The sequence below is a fragment of the Mesorhizobium sp. AD1-1 genome, assembly GCF_020164655.1.
GTDB classification, from domain to species: Bacteria; Pseudomonadota; Alphaproteobacteria; order Rhizobiales; family Rhizobiaceae; genus Mesorhizobium; species Mesorhizobium ciceri.
In genome coordinates this window covers 134173-150316 of the sequence record NZ_JAIUGP010000002.1, presented here as the reverse complement: position 1 = coordinate 150316, position 16144 = coordinate 134173, and the positions used below count along the sequence as shown (strand labels likewise).

The window sequence follows — 16144 nt, the reverse complement described above, 5'->3', positions numbered from 1 at the left end:
TGGGCCTTATCCGTTGGACCCGATTTCGGCGATCACCGGTTCAATCCCGTACACGACCTTGTCGATGGTCTTCTTCATAACTGACAATGTTGGCCCGGAACCGTAGCCAGCGTGAACATCCTTGTCGGAATGGCCCATCAACGCCTTTGAAATGTACTCCGGCGCTTCAACTGCCTGCAGGGCATCTTTAAAGCCATGCCGAAAACTGTGGAACGCCGTGTCCTTGGTGCTCACCTTTATCTGTCGAGTGTACCGGCCCCACCATTTCGAAAAGTTATGGCTGTAATAGCCGTCCTCCCCCTTTTTGATCTCGGGAAACATCCGCGCTAATCCGTGCGCGTGGTCAAGCAGGCCGAGGTCGAGAAGAACCTTGTGGACCGGCACCTTCCTCACGCTGGACTGCGTCTTGAGAGTTTTGTCCTCACCCTCGCTTGTCGAAACGTCAAAATAGGCGATGCCGTCCTGAGTCTTGATATCGGTGACTAGGAGCTGAACGATCTCGCCCATCCGCATGCCGCTGTAGAGCGCAATCAGGGGCACCCAGAATTTGCCATCGCGGACCAACGCCGGGCCAGGTTTGTGACGTGTAGTCTCCGACTGGTGGCCTTGGTAGAGCGGGGAGGCGAAGATCGCCTGCAACTGCTCTCTTGAGTATGGTTTCCGGTTCCCTCCAGCATCGACCTTGGCCGAGCCCGCGAGCTTCACGCCCTCTCCGGGGACCTTGTCGATGTACCCCTCGTTGCGCCCCCAGATAAGCAACTGCCGAAACATGGTGTAGTACTTGTCTTGGGTTTTCAGCGCCAGCGTCGGCCCGCTGACGTTGGCCTTGATCGCATCTTTGGGGCTGAAGCCCTTGTTGGCGGCCACCTTCACGTAGTTGGGTGGGAGTGACGCTATGGCATCACGCACGGCCTTCACGTCATCAATGCCCAATGTCTTGAACAGCTTCTTCTCGCCGATGATCGACTTTGTAAGCGCCAGCACCCGGTTGGCGTCCGCTGCCGTTTTTGCCACCCAGTCGTGCTTCGCCTTGTAGGCGTGAAACAGCGTTGCAACGGATGCGAGCGTCTGTTCGGCAGGTGCCGTGGTGCCATCTCCTGGAACAGGCGGCGGTTCATTCACAGCGATCCCAACAAAGATCGGGTCCTGGGGAGCGACCTCATGAAACTTGCCTGCCAGCATGGCGGCGAGAATGCGCGCGTTTTTGTGGTCGGCTCGCAGGATGCCCTGACAGAGCTGCTGGAACCTCTCTGACGCGGGTGCGAGTTTTTCCGGGAGAATGGTGCCAAGCAGCTCATGAGCCTCTGACTGGACTGAGGCCGGCCAAGACCGGTGGGCCAATAGCGCTTCCAATTCCAGCATGCGCTGCTTCAGGGAACCAATTTCCCCGGCCTGATCGTAAAGATGATCTCTTGGAAGGATGTAGGCGAGTTCGATGGACTGGCTAACGGCATCTTTGAAATAGCCCCTGATGAGGCCGGAAATGTCTTCCGAGGTCAGCTCTGGCATACGGGGTAACCTATGCAGAAACGCGTCGAGGACGCTGCTTAGGCTGGTCCCGCGCAATCTTGCCAAAAGCGGGTCTGCTGTCTGCAGCGAGACCTTGATCTCATGCCCCTGCAGCCGGTGCGTCAAGTGCCGGGGAACGGCCATCCGAAAGTAGTAGGTATTGGCTCGCCTTACGACGCGTGGCGTTGATCGCGGCACGCAATGCTCCAATTCTGGTCCAGGTTTCTGTACCAGGTCGGAGAACTGCCTAAGTTAGGTCCTTAAGAGCGTAACGAAACCAGATAGTTACGGAGTTTCTGGCGGAGAGGGAGGGATTCGAACCCCCGATGGGCTTGCACCCATGCCGCATTTCGAGTGCGGTGCATTCGACCACTCTGCCACCTCTCCGCGGTCATGGTCGGCCGTTGCCGGCGCGGCGCACTAGATAACGGCTGAACGGGCAGGTTACAAGGCCAATCCGTCAGTTATTTGGCTTGCCGGGCAAGCAGCGGATTCGCGACGGTTCAGCGGCGGCGAGGCCTGGGTAGGTTGGTAACCAGTCACGCGTGCTTGCCTCGACGACGGTCACGTCGTGCAGTCGTGCTGACACGCTCGATCCTTCGGCCGCCAACAACAGTCCCGACAACAGCTGTTTGCCTTGACTCGCACTCAACCTTCGGTTAGGGACAGCGCGCAATCGGCGTGGAGGGTTCTTCCGCGCCGCTTGTTTTTTGAACCCGCAGACTGACAAAAAGACGGCTGAACCGCCAGAGGCGGCTCATCAAGGCCGACCGAACAGCGAAAGGCAAAAAATGTTCGCAGTCATTAAAACGGGTGGCAAGCAGTATCGCGTTGCCGCCAACGATCTCCTGAAGATCGAAAAACTCGAAGCCGCTGTCGGCGATATGGTCGAGATCGGCCACGTCCTCGCACATGGCGAAGGCGAGAATGTCACGTTCGGCGCGCCGTTCGTCGACGGCGCGGTGGTCACCGCCGAAGTCGTCGAGCAGGGCAAGAACCGCACCGTCATCGCCTTCAAGAAGCGCCGCCGGCAGAATTCGCGCCGCAAGATCGGCCATCGCCAGCTTTTGACCACCGTGCGGATTTCCGAGATCCTGCTGGGTGGCGCCAAGCCGACGAAGACGGCAGCGGTCAAGGCGCCGAAGAAGGTGAAGGCCGAGGCCGCCACCGAGGTGCAGGCGGAAGCCGCGCCGAAGAAGGAGCCCAAGGCCAAGGCAGCCGAGACAAAGGCAGCCGAGACCGCGGCAGCGCCGCTGTTCAAGGCGCCCAAGGGTGAGCCGGACGATCTGACCGTGATCAAGGGCATCGGCCCGGTCGCGGCCAAGGATCTCAACGAGCAGGGCATCATCACCTTCGCGCAGCTCGCCAAGCTGACCGACAAGGATGTCGCCAAGATCGACGAGCACATGCCCTTCAGCGCCGACCAGATCAAGGACTGGCGCGAGCAGGCCAAGGAATTGGCGGCGAAGTAATTTTCTGGCGACCAGGTCGCCGGATCGGACTTGAAACGGAACGCGAACGCGTTCATAAGGCCTTTTAGGCGCCTTGCGGCGCAACGGAGTTAGTTAGATGGCACACAAGAAAGCTGGCGGCTCGTCGCGCAACGGTCGCGACTCGCATTCCAAGCGTCTGGGCGTGAAGAAGTTCGGCGGCGAAGCCGTCATCCCGGGCAACATCATCATTCGTCAACGCGGCACCACGTGGCATCCCGGCGTCAATGTCGGCATGGGCACGGACCATACGCTTTTTGCGCTCGAGACCGGCGCCGTGACGTTCAACAAAAAAGCCAACGGCCGAACCTACGTATCGGTCAACCCGATTGCCAAAGCCGCGGAGTAGCCGGTTCCGCACTAGAACACCGGCGCCCATCTCGGGAACCGGTGTCTGGCAAAGCCAGGAAAAGGATCAGGGGAGATGGGTTTCCATCTCCCCTTTTTCTTGTGCCTGGAGGACTTTCAAATGGTTGCCGAAGCGGAAGACTCAGAAGACGAAAGTTACGCGATAGATTGCCCGGTGCTGGTCACCGAGCGACTGGTGATGCGGGCGCCCCACGAGGGCGATATCGCGCAGCTGGTCGAGCTTGCCGACAACCGCCATGTCGCCGAAATGCTGGCACGCATGCCGCACCCCTATGGCGAGGCCGAGGCGCGCTCTTTCCTGGCCATGACCAAATCGCGCCGGGCCGGCATTGCTTATGCCCTGACGCTGGCCGGCACCGACACCTTCGTCGGTTGCGCCGGCCTCAACACCACCGATCGCGGGCTGGAGCTCGGTTACTGGATCGGCGAGCCGCACTGGAAGAAGGGCTATGCGACGGAAGCAGCGCACGCGCTGGTCGATCTCGCCTTCCAGAGGACGTCGATCCAGGTCCTGCATGCCTCGACGCGGGTCATCAATCCGGCCTCGCGCCGCGTCATCCACAAATGCGGGTTCCAGTATGCCGGCCAGGGCATGCTGAACTCGATCGTCGCCGGCCAGGTTCCCGTCGAGCGCTACCGGCTCGATCGCAAGACCTGGACCAGCCTGCGGAACTGGGTGCATTTCTGATGGATGACGGCGGTCAAGCCAATGGTCGACAGCAGCGATATTGAAACGGCCGCGATCGCGCCGATGACGCCTGGGGATATCGAAAGCTTTCATCGCGCGCTCGATGTCGTAGCGCGTGAGCGAAAGTACTTGTCCTTCCTTGAGGCGCCACCGCTGGATCAAGTCAGAAGTTTCGCAATGGATCGTATCGGGAGAGGCGATCCGGGGTTCGTGGCCGTTGTTCGTGGCGAGGTCGTCGGCTGGTGCGATATCTCACGCCATGATCGGCTCATCCATGCCCATCGCGGCTCCCTCGGGATGGGGATTGTTCCTCCCTATCGGGGGCGAGGGCTTGGACTGCGGCTCATCAATGCAACCTTGGCGCAAGCGCGCAGGGCCGGTTTCGTCCGCATCGAACTCTCCGTGCATTCCGACAATGCTCGCGCCATCTCTCTCTACGACAAGGTCGGGTTTGTCAGGGAGGGCGTGCAGCGCGATGCCGTCCATGTCGACGGGGAATACCGCGATACGATCATGATGGCGATCGTCGAACGCGAAAACGCCGCCAGATGAATGGCCATCAGCCCAGCTCGACCCACACCGGCAGATGGTCCGAGCCGACTGCCTTTCGGTCGACCCATAGACGTTGCAGGGATCTGGCAAGCGAAGCGCTGGTGAAGATATAATCGATGCGCTTGTGCCGGCTGGGATCGGTGGGTTGCTTGGGATCGACCCAACTGATGAGATCGTCGCCGGTGGCGTTCAGCCGCAAGGCGGCATCGACGGCGAAGTCGGCGGTCAGCGGCATGCCGAATTCATGGTCCGGCCGGCCGGCGAGTTCGACATATTCGGGTGAGCCGGCCAGCATGTTGAAATCGCCCATGCCGACAAAGGCTTCGGGATGCGGCAGTTCCGGCAGGCCGATCTCGGCGACGCCGGACAGTGCTCCGCCTTCGAGCGCATAGTTCAGCATGCGTTGGCGCAGGAACTGGATCTGGCTGGCGCGTTCGAGGGGGCTGCGGTGATCGAGATGGATGGAATAGAAGCGGATGAAACCAAGCGGCGTCTCGATCAGCGCTTCCAGCGCGCCGCGCTGGAAGTTCATCATCTCGAAGCTGCGGCTGCGCGGCAAAAGCAGGTTGCGCGACAGATGAATGGGCGTTCTAGACAGCACCATGTTGCCGAGCTGGAAGGTTTTCGTCACGGCACGGCCGTTGTCGATGTGCGAACCGATATTGGCCTCGAAATTGCTGCCATAGACGGCGAAATAGTCGGGCAGCGCCTCGCCGATCTCGGCGACCATGTCGCGGCCGCCATTCCGAGGATTGTTGCGGGTCACCTCCTGCAAAGCGATCACGTCGGCGCCGCGCACGGCATCGGCGATGCGCCCGACATCGTACTGCCCGTCGAGGCCGATGCCGTACTGGATGTTGTAGGTTACAAGCTTCATTCCGACGGCTCTCCGGCCAACCCCACATGGCCATTGTCACAAAACGGCCTCGCCCTTCGCCGCGCCTTGGTTTAGAGCAAGGGCCAAGGTTTAGAGCAATGCCGCAAAGCCACTAGTAGAAACTGTACAATCTCATGAAATTTCTCGATCAAGCCAAGGTATACATCCGCTCCGGTGACGGCGGCGCCGGTTCGGTGTCGTTCCGGCGTGAAAAATTCATCGAGTTCGGCGGGCCGGATGGCGGCGACGGCGGCCGCGGCGGCGATGTCTGGCTGGAGGCGGTCGACGGGCTGAACACGCTGATCGACTACCGGTATCAGCAGCATTTCAAGGCCAAGACCGGCGTCCACGGCATGGGCCGCAACATGACCGGAGCCAAGGGCGCCGACGTCACGCTGAAAGTGCCGGCCGGAACGCAGGTGTTCGAAGAAGACAACGAGACGCTGATCTGCGACCTGACCGTGGTCGGACAGCGCTTTCTGCTGGCCAAGGGCGGCAATGGCGGTTTCGGCAACCAGCATTTCAAGACCTCGACGAACCAGGCGCCGCGCCGCGCCAATCCCGGCCTGCCGGGGCAAGAGCTCAACATCTGGCTGCGGCTGAAGCTGATCGCCGATGCCGGGCTGGTCGGGCTGCCCAATGCCGGCAAGTCGACATTCCTGGCGGCGGTCACCGCAGCCAAGCCGAAGATCGCCGACTATCCGTTCACGACGCTGCATCCCGGCCTCGGCGTTGCCCGCATCGACGCGCGCGAATTCGTCATCGCCGACATTCCGGGCCTCATCGAAGGCGCGCATGAGGGCGTCGGCATCGGCGATCGCTTCCTTGGCCACGTCGAGCGCACGCGTGTGCTGCTGCATCTGGTTTCGGCGCAGGAGGAAAATCCGGGCAAGGCCTACAAGACCGTGCGAGCCGAGCTCGACGCCTATGGCCATGGCCTCACCGACAAGGTCGAGATCCTGGCGCTTTCCCAGGTCGACACGCTCGACGCCGATGCGCGCAAGAAGAAGGTCGCCTCGCTGAAACGCGCTGCCGGCCGCGCGCCGATGCTGTTGTCGGCGGTCACCGGCGAGGGCGTCGAGGCGGTGCAGCGGGCGCTGATGGCGGTGATTGCTGAGGCGCGCGCGCAGATCGCGGCGCCGGTCGAGACGCGCTGGGACAAATAGGGTCATGCAGTCGCTGAGAAAATATCGGCGCATCACCGTCAAGATCGGCTCGGCGCTGCTCGTCGACCGCACGACGGGCCTGAAGCGCGACTGGCTGGCTTCGCTCGCCGACGACATTGCCGGGCTGGCCCAGGGCGGCGCTGAAATCCTCGTCGTGTCGTCCGGCGCCATCGCGCTTGGCCGCACCATCCTTGGCCTCGGCAAGCGAGCCCTGAAACTGGAGGAGAGCCAGGCGGCGGCAGCCGTGGGACAGATCGCGCTGGCCGGCGCCTGGTCGGACGCGCTCGGCAAGGGCAGCCTGAAATCGGGCCAGATCCTGCTGACGCTCGGCGACACCGAGGAGCGCCGCCGCTATCTCAACGCGCGGGCGACGATCTCGACACTCTTGAAGATGAAGGCAGTGCCGGTCATCAACGAGAACGACACGGTGGCGACTTCCGAAATCCGCTACGGCGACAATGACCGGCTGGCGGCCCGCGTCGCCACCATGATGGGCGCCGATCTTTTGGTGCTGCTTTCCGACATCGACGGGCTCTACACCGCGCCGCCGGCGCGCGACCCCAACGCCAAATTCATTCCGGTGGTCGACCGCATCACGCCTGATATCGAGGCGATGGCGGGTGCGGCCGCTTCCGAGCTGTCGCGCGGCGGCATGCGCACGAAGCTCGATGCCGGCAAGATCGCGACCGCCGCCGGCACCGCGATGATCATCACGTCGGGCACTCGGCTGTCGCCGCTGATGGCGATCGAACGCGGCGAGCGCGCTACTTTCTTTCGGCCGAGCAGCAACCCGGTCAAGGGCTACAAAACCTGGATCGCCGGCCAGCTCGAGCCGGCCGGCCGGCTTACGGTCGATGCCGGCGCCATCGGCGCGCTGCTGTCGGGCAAATCGTTGCTGCCGGCCGGCGTCAAGCTGGTCAGCGGCAATTTCTCGCGCGGCGACACGGTGGCGATCCTGTCGCCCGAGGGCCGCGAGATCGCGCGCGGGCTGGTTGCCTATGATGCCGCCGATGCCGTAAGGATCGCGGGCCTGAAGACGGCCGAGATCGAAACCGTGCTCGGCTACGAGGCGCGTTCGGCGATGATCCACCGCGACGACCTTGTGGTGAGCCATTCGGGTGACCAAGTACGGGCCGGCGACCAAACAGGGGCCGGTGACCAAGTCACGGTTGGTGGCGATGTAAGCGGAGGATGAGCCATGCTGAAACTGCATGAAAAATCCGGGGATGACACTGTCGCGCTGATGGCCGATATCGGCCGGCGCGCCCGGGCTGCCGCCCGGCCGCTGGCCATTGCCACGACCGCCGCCAAGAACGCCGCACTGCTGGCCATGGCCGAGGCGATCGTGGCCCGTGAGCAGGACATTCTCGACGCCAACGCCATCGATGTTTCGAATGGTCATGAATCCGGGCTTTCCACCTCCTTCATGGACCGGCTGAAGCTCGATCCGGCGCGCATCCGCGCCATGGCCGACGGCATCCGCGAAATCGCCGCGCTGCGGGATCCGGTTGGCGACGTGATCGCGCAGTGGGACCGGCCGAACGGTCTGCATATCGAGCGCGTGCGCACGCCGCTCGGCGTCGTCGGCGTCATCTATGAGAGCCGCCCGAACGTCACCGCCGATGCCGGCGCGCTGTGCCTCAAAGCCGGCAATCCGGTGATCCTGCGCGGCGGTTCGGATTCGCTCAATTCTTCCGCCGCCATCCACGCCTGCCTGGTCGAAGGGCTGAAGCAAGCGGGCCTGCCGGAGGATGCCATCCAGCTGGTGCCGACCACCGACCGCGCCGCCGTCGGCGAGATGCTGAAGGGGTTGGGCGGCAACCTCGACGTCATTATCCCGCGCGGCGGCAAAAGCCTGGTCGGACGGGTGCAGGCCGAGGCGCGGGTCCCGGTCTTCGCGCATCTCGAAGGCATCTGCCATCTCTACATCGACCGTTCCGCCAAGCTCGATATGGCTGTCAGGATCGCCGTCAACGCCAAGATGCGGCGCACCGGCGTCTGCGGTGCCGCAGAGACGCTGCTGGTCGACCGGGCGGTTGCCTCCACGCATCTGGTGCCGATCCTTGATGCACTTCGCGCCGCCGGCTGCGAAATCCATGCCGATGCCGAGGTGCTGAAAGTGTTTTTCGACGCCAAGCCGGCGACCGATGCCGACTGGGTGACAGAATATCTCGATGCCATCATCGCGGTAAAACTGGTCGACGGTATCGGTGGTGCGATCGAGCATATCGAGACGTTTTCCTCGCATCACACCGAGGCGATCGTCGCCGAGGATGCGCAAGCCGTCGAGCGGTTTTTCAACGAGATCGATTCGGCGATCCTGCTGCACAACGCATCGACGCAGTTCGCCGACGGCGGCGAATTCGGCATGGGCGCCGAGATCGGCATCGCCACCGGCAAGATGCATGCGCGCGGACCGGTGGGCGTCGAACAGCTGACGTCGTTCAAATACCGTGTGCGCGGGTCGGGACAGGTGAGACCTTGAGCGCTGGTCTTACCCTTCCCCTTGTGGGGAGGGTGGCGAGCATAGCGAGCCGGGTGGGGGGACGACGCTGAATTCCACGATACCCCCACCCCGCTCCGCTTCGCGGATCGACCCTCCCCACAAGGGGGAGGGTAAGGAGGCTATCCCCTCCCACTATCTCAAAATGCCGCACGCCGAGAAAGGCCTCGCCGTCGGCCTGTTCGGCGGCTCGTTCAATCCGCCGCATGCCGGCCATGCGCTGGTCGCCGAGATCGCGCTCAGACGCCTGGCGCTCGACCAGTTGTGGTGGATGGTGACGCCGGGCAATCCGCTGAAGAACACCAGGGAGTTGGCGCCGCTGGGCGAACGGCTGCAGCTGTCGGAACAGATCGCCAAGAACCCGAAGATCAAGGTCACCGCTTTCGAAGCCGCCCATCACGTCCGCTACACCGCCGATACGCTGGCGCTGGTCAAGGCGCGCAACCCCGGTGTCGATTTCGTCTGGATCATGGGTGCCGACAGTCTGCGCGATTTCCATCGCTGGCAGCGCTGGCGCGAGATCGTCATGACCTTCCCGATCGCCGTCATCGACCGCCCGGGCGCGACGCTGTCGTTCCTGTCCTCGGTCGTCGCCAAGACCTTCGACTATGCCCGCATCGACGAGGGCGATGCGCCGCGGCTTGCCCGCATGAAGGCGCCGGCCTGGACCTTCATTCACGGCCCGCGCTCGTCGCTGTCATCGAGCGCGATCCGCAAGCTGGCGAAGGGGTGAGCCCGGCCGCCCGGCCATGTCGCTTTTATCGCTTCCTTTGCCCGTTTCATGGGCAATCCTGAGCAGGCATGTCGATTCCCAGGAAAAACCGCAGCGAAGCCGAGCAGGGCGCCGAGCCCACGCCGCTGATCGCGATTGCCAGCGTCATCGTGTCGATGGCGCTGATTGCCGTCGGCAACGGGCTGATGTTTGCCTACATCCCGGTCCGGCTTGGCGCCGAGGGTTTCGATCCGACCTGGGCCGGGCTGATCATCACCGGGCTTTCGGCCGGCGGGCTCGCCGGCTGCATCTTGACCGGACCGCTGGTGCGAAGGGTCGGCCATGCCCGCGCCTTCATGGTGCTGTCAGCGCTGATCGCGCTGGCCAACGCGGCTGTCGGCGCCGGGATCCTTCCGCTGCTGTGGATAGCCGCCCGCGCGCTCTACGGCTTTGCCATATGCGGCCTGTTCATCGTCGCGCAGAGCTGGCTGAACGATGCCGTTGCCAACGCGATCCGCGGCCGGGTGATGGCTTTCTTCTACGTCGCCTATGTCGCCGGGCTCGGCGTCGGCTACGCGACGTTGGCGCTGGTCGATATCAGGACAGCGGATGCGCCGCTGATCGGCATCGTCTTCACCGCGCTGTCGATCCTCCCTGTCGGGATGACCAAACTTGCCCAGCCGCCGGCGCCGCAGGCGGCCTCGGTGGCGCTGCGCCGTGCCTGGCGGGTTTCACCGGTCGGCGTCGCCGGCATGCTTGCCGTCGGCGGCCTGTCGATGTCGATTGCTGGCTTCGCACCGATCCACGCCACGGCCAAGGGCTACAGCCAGGCCGACGTGGCGCTGCTGCTTTCGGCGATGCCTCTCGGCACGCTGATCCTGCAGATCCCGCTTGGCTGGATTTCCGACCGAACCGACCGCCGCTATGTGCTGATCGCCGCATCCGCGCTCGCCATGGTCGCCGGCCTGTTTGCACTCGGGTTCGATGGCGGCGCGCTGGCCGCGTTGGTTGTGATCTACATCGTGTGGGACGGCGCTTCGGAATCGATCTATTCGCTGGCCAGTGCGCACGCCGCCGACCGCGCCGGCAAGGACGACATGGTGGCGCTGTCCAGTTCGCTTTTGTTTGCCTGGTCGCTGTCGGGCTTCGTCGTGCCCGGCATCGTGACGGCGCTGTCGGCCGTCTTCGGAACGCAGGCTTTCATCTATGTGGCTGTTCTCATCGCCGCAGCCTTCTGCCTGTTCGTGCTTTTGCGTGTGTTCACGACGCGTGCGGTCCCGGTCGGCGAAACCGGCAGTTTCGCACCGATGACGGCGCAGGCGCCGTTGCCGGTCGAACTCGCCTTCGCACCGGACGATGAGGGCCGGCACTGAGCCACCCGACTATTGTCGACGGGCTTCCGGTGACGGGGCTTCCGGTGGCGGCAGCGGGATCGATATGCCTTCGCTATCGAATTCCTGTTTGGCGCGCTTGGTGAGATCGGTCTGGGTGGCGAAGAAGTCCGCCGACGATGTCCAGTAGCGCAAGGCAATCGAAACGGTGCTGTCGCCCAATGTCGCGACGAAAGCGATCGGTGCCGGCTCACGCTTGACCCGCCGTTCGGCGGCGGCAATGGCAAGCAATGTCTTTTGAGCGCGGTCGATGTCGTTCCAGGAGCCGATGCTCAGCGTGATGTCGCTGCGGCGCACGCCATTGCGCGAAAAGTTGCGCACCGGCTGGTTCCACAGCGTCGAGTTGGGCGCCAATATGTAGACCCCGTCGGCCGTCCTGAGCTTGGTTGCGAACAGGCCGATCTCCTCGATCGTACCGGCAATCGAACCGACCTCGACGGACTCGCCGATGCGAAACGGCCGCAGTGCCAGAAGCATGATGCCGGCCGCGATGTTCTGCAGCGTGCCTTGCAACGCCAGGCCGATGGCGAGGCCAATGGCACCGATCGCGGCAATGATCGAGGCCGTCTGCACGCCGAACTGGCCGAGCACCATGATGGTGACGAGGATCAGGATGGCATAGCGGACGATCTTGGAGAAGAAATGCCGCAACGTCGCGTCGAAACCATGGATATGGCCGAGACCGGCGAAAATCGAACGTTCGGCAAGGCCGGCGACGATATAGCCGACGATCAAGAGGATAACGGCACCGATGGCCGAGAAGGAGTAGGAAACAATCAGCGTGCTCAGTTGGGCGAGGCCAGCCTGGACGCTGAGGAAGGCGTTTTGCGGGTCGATCGGCATGGGGGAAATCCGGTTGGTCGGTGAGCCGATAACCCATGCCGACGGCGAGGGTTCCGATCTTTTCCGGTGTGCGGCGGAACCACAGGAGCGACAATACGTTCGTGCGAGGCAGGGTCCCGTCTTGAAACTGTCAGGGAACTCTGCCTATCTAAGTGGTGTCACCTGCTTCAAGGGGTGATTTGGTTGTTCTTGCTGCGAAAGGAAATACACTGAGAACAGCACTGCGGAAGAAGGCCGATATCATGCCTTCGCCGGCCAGGATCAGCGTAGACGACGCCGTGTCCCGCGCCATCAAGACAGTCCTTGCCAGTCTGGAAGACTCCAAGGCCGAAAATATTGTCTCCATCGACATCCAGGGGAAATCGAGCCTCGGCGACTATATGGTCGTCGCTTCGGGCCGATCGCACCGTCATGTCGCGGCTGTCGCCGATCATCTTCTCAAAGCGATCAAGGATGCCGGTCTCGGCACCGCGCGCGTCGAGGGGCTGTCCGGCGCCGACTGGGTCCTGATCGATTCTGGCGACATCATCGTCCATGTCTTCCGCCCCGAAGTCCGCGAATTCTACAATCTCGAAAAGATGTGGCAGGCGCCGGACCTCGAGGAAGAAACGCTCCACTAAGTCGTTCGCGCGGCTTACAAGGCAAGGATGAAGATATCAGTTCATGCCGTGGGCCGGATGAAAGCCGGCCCCGAGAAGCTGCTGGCCGACCGCTATTTCGAGCGCTTCGCCAAGAGCGGCCCGGCGGTGGGGCTTGAATTTGGCGGCATTGCCGAAATAGCCGAGGGGCGCGGCCAGACCGCCAACGAGCGCCGGCGTGAGGAAGGCCAGAAACTGCAGACGCAGTTGCAGCCCGGCACCGCGCTGATCCTGCTCGACGAACGCGGCAAAAGCTTTTCCTCGGAAGATTTCGCCGGGCGCCTCGGCCTGTTGCGTGACGGTGGCCGCAAGGCGCTGATCATCGCCATCGGCGGCGCCGACGGCCACGATCAGTCGCTGCGCGACCAGGCCGAACTGGTGATGTCGTTCGGATTGCTGACATGGCCGCATCAACTGGTGCGCGTGATGCTGGGAGAGCAGCTTTATCGTGTGGCCACCATCCTTTCGGGACATCCCTACCATCGCTCGTAAGCCGGTGAATTGGTGCGACACACCCGGATTTCCGCCCCAATGCCAACGTAACATTGCATCGAGTGGGCGGTTTCGAACATGGTTGATTGTTCGTTAACGAAGCCACGCATAGAGTCGGGCTTCAATGTCTGAAGACAGAAAATCAAGAACGGGCTCATGGCGCGCGCGCTGCGGCATCGCGGCGGCGGTGCTTGTGCTGTCGCTGCATGTGGGGCGGGCGGAAAACACGCTCGACATGGCTCCCGATCCGGACCAGAGCCGGGCCGAATACGAACGGGTCTCGAAGGAGATCTCGCTGTCGTCGGAACGATTGGCCAAGCTCTCCGCCGACATCGCGACGATCAAGAAGGATCACGCCTCGATCACCGCCGCATTGATCCAGTCGGCGATGACCGAGCAGAAGCTCGGCCAGGACATCGAGGACATCGGCGCCAGGCTGGAAGGGTTGAAGGGCCAGGAACAGAAGATCCGCGCCTCGCTGATGGCGCGGCGCGACGTTCTGGCCGAAGTGCTGGGCGCGCTGCAGCGCATGGGCCTCAACCCGCCGCCGGCGATCCTGGTCAAGCCCGAGGACGCGCTGTCGTCGGTGCGCAGCGCCATCCTGCTCGGCGCGGTGGTGCCGGAACTGCGCCAGCAGACCGATAGCCTGCTTGCCGATCTCAAGGAACAGACCAGGATTACGGCGTCGATCGAGGCCGAACGGGCGCGGCTGACGGCGGCGGTCGGCGACCAGACGGCGGAAAAGAAGCGGCTCGGCATGCTGCTGGAGGCCAAGCAGAAGCTCGAAGCCGACACGCAAACGCAAATGGCCGCGGAAAAGCAGCGATCCGAAGCGCTGGCGGCCAAGGCCGGCAGCCTGAAAGAGTTGATCGCCTCGCTCGAAGCGCAGGCCGACAAGAGCCGCAAGGCCGCCGATGCCGCCAAGGCCGCTGAGCAGAAGACGGCGGATGGCGACAAGACATCCGCGACGGCGGAACTGGCGTCGCTGCCCGTTCCGGAAAGCAACCAACTTGCCGCCGCGGTGCCCTTTTCGGCGCTGCAGGGACAGATCGCACTGCCGGTGACCGGCCGCATCAAGCGGCGATTCGGCGCCGACGACGGTAACGGCGCGGTGATGCTAGGCGACATGGTTGCGACACAATCGGGAGCCATCGTTACCGCGCCGGCGGATGGAAATGTGCTTTATGCGGGGCCGTTTCGCTCTTATGGTCAACTCTTGATCCTGAACGCAGGCGACGGCTATCATGTCGTTTTGGCGGGGATGAGCAGAATCAGCGTCGCGACCGGTCAATCAGTGCTTGCAGGAGAGCCGATCGGTGCGATGGGAGAGGCCCGGGTGGCGAGCACCTCGGTTTCGAAGAATGGAAATGCCACGCCGGAACTCTATGTCGAGTTCCGCAAGGATGGAAAACCCGTCGATCCGGCCCCATGGTGGGCGGACCGTTTTTCTGGAAGGACGTGAATAATGCGGAAACTGTCGCTTCTGTTTGCCGGTGCGCTGATGGGCGCGTCCGCCATGAGCCTGGTCTATGGCGCACCCGGCTCGGCGGCGAACGCTGCAGGGTCGGAGACCTACAAGCAACTGGCGATCTTCGGCGATATCTTCGAGCGCGTGCGGGCACAGTATGTGACGCCGCCCGACGACAAGTCGCTGGTCGAGAATGCCATCAACGGCATGCTGGCTTCGCTTGACCCGCACTCCTCCTACATGAATGCCGAGCAGGCGCAGGATATGCGCGTCCAGACCAAAGGCGAGTTCGGCGGCCTCGGCATCGAAGTCACCATGGAGAACGATCTGGTCAAGGTGATCACGCCGATCGACGACACGCCGGCCGCCAAGGCAGGCGTGCTGGCCGGCGACTACATCGCCAAGATCGACGGCGAAGAGGTTCGCGGCCTGACCCTCAACGATGCGGTCGACAAGATGCGCGGCCTGGTCAACACGCCGATCAAGCTGACCATCCTGCGCCAGGGCGCCGACAAGCCGATCGAACTGACGGTCGTGCGCGACATCATCAAGGTCAAGGCGGTCAAGTTCCGGGTCGAGAACGACATCGGCTACATGAAGATCACCTCCTTCACCGAAAAGACCTATGACGACCTCGAGAACGCCATCGACACCATCAAGAAGCAGATTCCCGACGACAAGCTGAAGGGCTACGTTCTGGATCTCCGCCTCAATCCGGGTGGCCTGCTCGACCAGGCGGTGAGCGTGTCCGATGCCTTCCTCAACCGCGGCGAGATCGTCTCGACGCGCGGCCGCGACCCCAAGGACGTCACCCGCTTCGACGCCAAACCCAAGCAGGTCGACGACATCAACGGCAAGCCGATGATCGTCCTGGTCAATGGCGGTTCGGCCAGTGCCTCGGAAATCGTCGCCGGCGCGCTGCAGGACCTGCGCCGCGTCACGGTGGTCGGCACGCAGTCCTTCGGCAAGGGTTCGGTGCAGACCATCATTCCGCTCGGCGAGAATGGTGCGCTCAGGCTGACGACGGCGCTCTATTACACGCCGTCCGGCAAGTCGATCCAGGGCAAGGGCATCACGCCCGACATCAAGGTTGAACAGCCACTGCCGCCGGAACTGCAGGGCAGGGATCTGACGCGTGGCGAATCCGATCTCAAGGGCCATATCAAGGGCGCCGACGAGAGCACGACGGGTTCGGGCTCTGCGGCCTATGTGCCACCGGATCCGAAGGACGATCTGCAGCTCATCTATGCCGAGCAGCTGCTGCGCGGCCAGAAGACCGATCCGTCCTTCCCGCCCAATCCGCAAAAGGCGGTTCTCAACCAGTAAGCATCTGGAGCGGCGCACGCGCCGCTCCATCTTTCTGTTTGAGCATGATGGAAGCAATGCGATGCTGCCGGGACCGAAAGGTTCCGGCAGTTTGATTCGGGGGCGAGGCAAAGCTCCCAA

Annotated in this window: 16 protein-coding genes, 1 tRNA gene and 1 pseudogene; 13 read left to right on the top strand and 5 right to left on the bottom strand. The window is 63.1% G+C overall.

Features of this window, described 5'->3' with window-relative positions; all coding sequences use genetic code 11:
* Positions 1-6: 6 nt before the first annotated feature.
* The 3 genes and pseudogenes from LB519_RS04240 to LB519_RS04235 form a co-directional block, all read right to left on the bottom strand.
* The gene (locus LB519_RS04240; RefSeq protein ID WP_224618791.1) at positions 7-1509 is read right to left on the bottom strand and encodes a site-specific integrase; all 1503 of its coding nucleotides are present in this window, start codon (positions 1507-1509) and stop codon (positions 7-9) included.
* A gap of 18 nt (positions 1510-1527) precedes the next feature.
* Positions 1528-1707: pseudogene (locus LB519_RS31395) on the bottom strand (DUF6538 domain-containing protein); the annotation flags it as partial.
* 99 nt (positions 1708-1806) lie between these two features.
* A tRNA-Ser gene (locus tag LB519_RS04235) sits at positions 1807-1896 on the bottom strand.
* 404 nt (positions 1897-2300) lie between these two features.
* On the opposite strand from LB519_RS04235, the gene LB519_RS04230 reads away from it, so the two are divergent.
* From LB519_RS04230 to LB519_RS04215, 4 genes are all read left to right on the top strand, one after another.
* Positions 2301-2981, top strand: a complete 681-nt coding sequence (locus LB519_RS04230) for a 50S ribosomal protein L21 (protein WP_013529062.1) — start codon at positions 2301-2303, stop codon at positions 2979-2981.
* A gap of 97 nt (positions 2982-3078) precedes the next feature.
* A complete protein-coding gene (gene rpmA / locus LB519_RS04225; protein WP_013529063.1) occupies positions 3079-3348 on the top strand; it encodes a 50S ribosomal protein L27 in 270 nt (89 codons plus the stop codon).
* A 120-nt stretch (positions 3349-3468) separates the two neighbouring features.
* Entirely contained in the window at positions 3469-4056 is a 588-nt protein-coding gene (locus LB519_RS04220; RefSeq protein ID WP_063173273.1) for a GNAT family N-acetyltransferase, read from the top strand.
* A gap of 21 nt (positions 4057-4077) precedes the next feature.
* On the top strand, positions 4078-4608 hold the full coding sequence (locus LB519_RS04215) for a GNAT family N-acetyltransferase (protein ID WP_027163447.1): 531 nt from the start codon (positions 4078-4080) through the stop codon (positions 4606-4608).
* A gap of 7 nt (positions 4609-4615) precedes the next feature.
* Here LB519_RS04215 and LB519_RS04210 read toward each other — a convergent pair whose 3' ends face one another.
* Positions 4616-5485 carry an endonuclease/exonuclease/phosphatase family protein gene (locus LB519_RS04210; RefSeq protein WP_013529066.1) on the bottom strand — a complete coding sequence of 290 codons (870 nt, stop codon included), beginning with the start codon at positions 5483-5485 and terminating at the stop codon, positions 4616-4618.
* A gap of 134 nt (positions 5486-5619) precedes the next feature.
* On the opposite strand from LB519_RS04210, the gene obgE reads away from it, so the two are divergent.
* From obgE to LB519_RS04185, 5 genes are all read left to right on the top strand, one after another.
* Positions 5620-6651, top strand: a complete 1032-nt coding sequence (gene obgE / locus LB519_RS04205) for a GTPase ObgE (RefSeq protein WP_013529067.1) — start codon at positions 5620-5622, stop codon at positions 6649-6651.
* 4 nt (positions 6652-6655) lie between these two features.
* Positions 6656-7846 carry a glutamate 5-kinase gene (gene proB, locus LB519_RS04200; protein ID WP_127368023.1) on the top strand — a complete coding sequence of 397 codons (1191 nt, stop codon included), beginning with the start codon at positions 6656-6658 and terminating at the stop codon, positions 7844-7846.
* Positions 7847-7849: 3 nt separating this feature from the next.
* Positions 7850-9136: a glutamate-5-semialdehyde dehydrogenase gene (locus LB519_RS04195; RefSeq protein WP_013529069.1), complete on the top strand. Its 1287-nt coding sequence runs from the start codon at positions 7850-7852 to the stop codon at positions 9134-9136.
* A gap of 163 nt (positions 9137-9299) precedes the next feature.
* Positions 9300-9887 carry a nicotinate-nucleotide adenylyltransferase gene (locus LB519_RS04190; RefSeq protein WP_013529070.1) on the top strand — a complete coding sequence of 196 codons (588 nt, stop codon included), beginning with the start codon at positions 9300-9302 and terminating at the stop codon, positions 9885-9887.
* A 68-nt stretch (positions 9888-9955) separates the two neighbouring features.
* Positions 9956-11239, top strand: a complete 1284-nt coding sequence (locus LB519_RS04185) for an MFS transporter (protein WP_224618790.1) — start codon at positions 9956-9958, stop codon at positions 11237-11239.
* Positions 11240-11248: 9 nt separating this feature from the next.
* Here the strand turns inward: LB519_RS04185 and LB519_RS04180 are convergent, their stop codons facing one another.
* The gene (locus tag LB519_RS04180) at positions 11249-12100 is read right to left on the bottom strand and encodes a mechanosensitive ion channel family protein (RefSeq protein ID WP_013529072.1); all 852 of its coding nucleotides are present in this window, start codon (positions 12098-12100) and stop codon (positions 11249-11251) included.
* A 242-nt stretch (positions 12101-12342) separates the two neighbouring features.
* Between LB519_RS04180 and rsfS the strand changes: the two genes are divergently transcribed.
* From rsfS to LB519_RS04160, 4 genes are all read left to right on the top strand, one after another.
* Positions 12343-12720: a ribosome silencing factor gene (rsfS, locus tag LB519_RS04175; protein WP_013529073.1), complete on the top strand. Its 378-nt coding sequence runs from the start codon at positions 12343-12345 to the stop codon at positions 12718-12720.
* Positions 12721-12747: 27 nt separating this feature from the next.
* Positions 12748-13230 carry a 23S rRNA (pseudouridine(1915)-N(3))-methyltransferase RlmH gene (gene rlmH, locus LB519_RS04170; protein ID WP_013529074.1) on the top strand — a complete coding sequence of 161 codons (483 nt, stop codon included), beginning with the start codon at positions 12748-12750 and terminating at the stop codon, positions 13228-13230.
* 124 nt (positions 13231-13354) lie between these two features.
* The gene (locus LB519_RS04165; protein ID WP_224618789.1) at positions 13355-14692 is read left to right on the top strand and encodes a murein hydrolase activator EnvC family protein; all 1338 of its coding nucleotides are present in this window, start codon (positions 13355-13357) and stop codon (positions 14690-14692) included.
* Positions 14693-16024: a S41 family peptidase gene (locus tag LB519_RS04160; protein WP_024502881.1), complete on the top strand. Its 1332-nt coding sequence runs from the start codon at positions 14693-14695 to the stop codon at positions 16022-16024. It begins immediately after the preceding gene.
* Positions 16025-16144 lie beyond the last annotated feature (120 nt).

Coding starts and splice junctions, on each gene's coding strand:
- LB519_RS04240 (WP_224618791.1), bottom strand. CDS start 1,509: ATGCCAGAGCTGACCTCGGAAGACATTTCCGGCCTCATCAGGGGCTAT.
- LB519_RS04230 (WP_013529062.1), top strand. CDS start 2,301: ATGTTCGCAGTCATTAAAACGGGTGGCAAGCAGTATCGCGTTGCCGCC.
- rpmA (WP_013529063.1), top strand. CDS start 3,079: ATGGCACACAAGAAAGCTGGCGGCTCGTCGCGCAACGGTCGCGACTCG.
- LB519_RS04220 (WP_063173273.1), top strand. CDS start 3,469: ATGGTTGCCGAAGCGGAAGACTCAGAAGACGAAAGTTACGCGATAGAT.
- LB519_RS04215 (WP_027163447.1), top strand. CDS start 4,078: ATGGTCGACAGCAGCGATATTGAAACGGCCGCGATCGCGCCGATGACG.
- LB519_RS04210 (WP_013529066.1), bottom strand. CDS start 5,485: ATGAAGCTTGTAACCTACAACATCCAGTACGGCATCGGCCTCGACGGG.
- obgE (WP_013529067.1), top strand. CDS start 5,620: ATGAAATTTCTCGATCAAGCCAAGGTATACATCCGCTCCGGTGACGGC.
- proB (WP_127368023.1), top strand. CDS start 6,656: ATGCAGTCGCTGAGAAAATATCGGCGCATCACCGTCAAGATCGGCTCG.
- LB519_RS04195 (WP_013529069.1), top strand. CDS start 7,850: ATGCTGAAACTGCATGAAAAATCCGGGGATGACACTGTCGCGCTGATG.
- LB519_RS04190 (WP_013529070.1), top strand. CDS start 9,300: ATGCCGCACGCCGAGAAAGGCCTCGCCGTCGGCCTGTTCGGCGGCTCG.
- LB519_RS04185 (WP_224618790.1), top strand. CDS start 9,956: ATGTCGATTCCCAGGAAAAACCGCAGCGAAGCCGAGCAGGGCGCCGAG.
- LB519_RS04180 (WP_013529072.1), bottom strand. CDS start 12,100: ATGCCGATCGACCCGCAAAACGCCTTCCTCAGCGTCCAGGCTGGCCTC.
- rsfS (WP_013529073.1), top strand. CDS start 12,343: ATGCCTTCGCCGGCCAGGATCAGCGTAGACGACGCCGTGTCCCGCGCC.
- rlmH (WP_013529074.1), top strand. CDS start 12,748: ATGAAGATATCAGTTCATGCCGTGGGCCGGATGAAAGCCGGCCCCGAG.
- LB519_RS04165 (WP_224618789.1), top strand. CDS start 13,355: ATGTCTGAAGACAGAAAATCAAGAACGGGCTCATGGCGCGCGCGCTGC.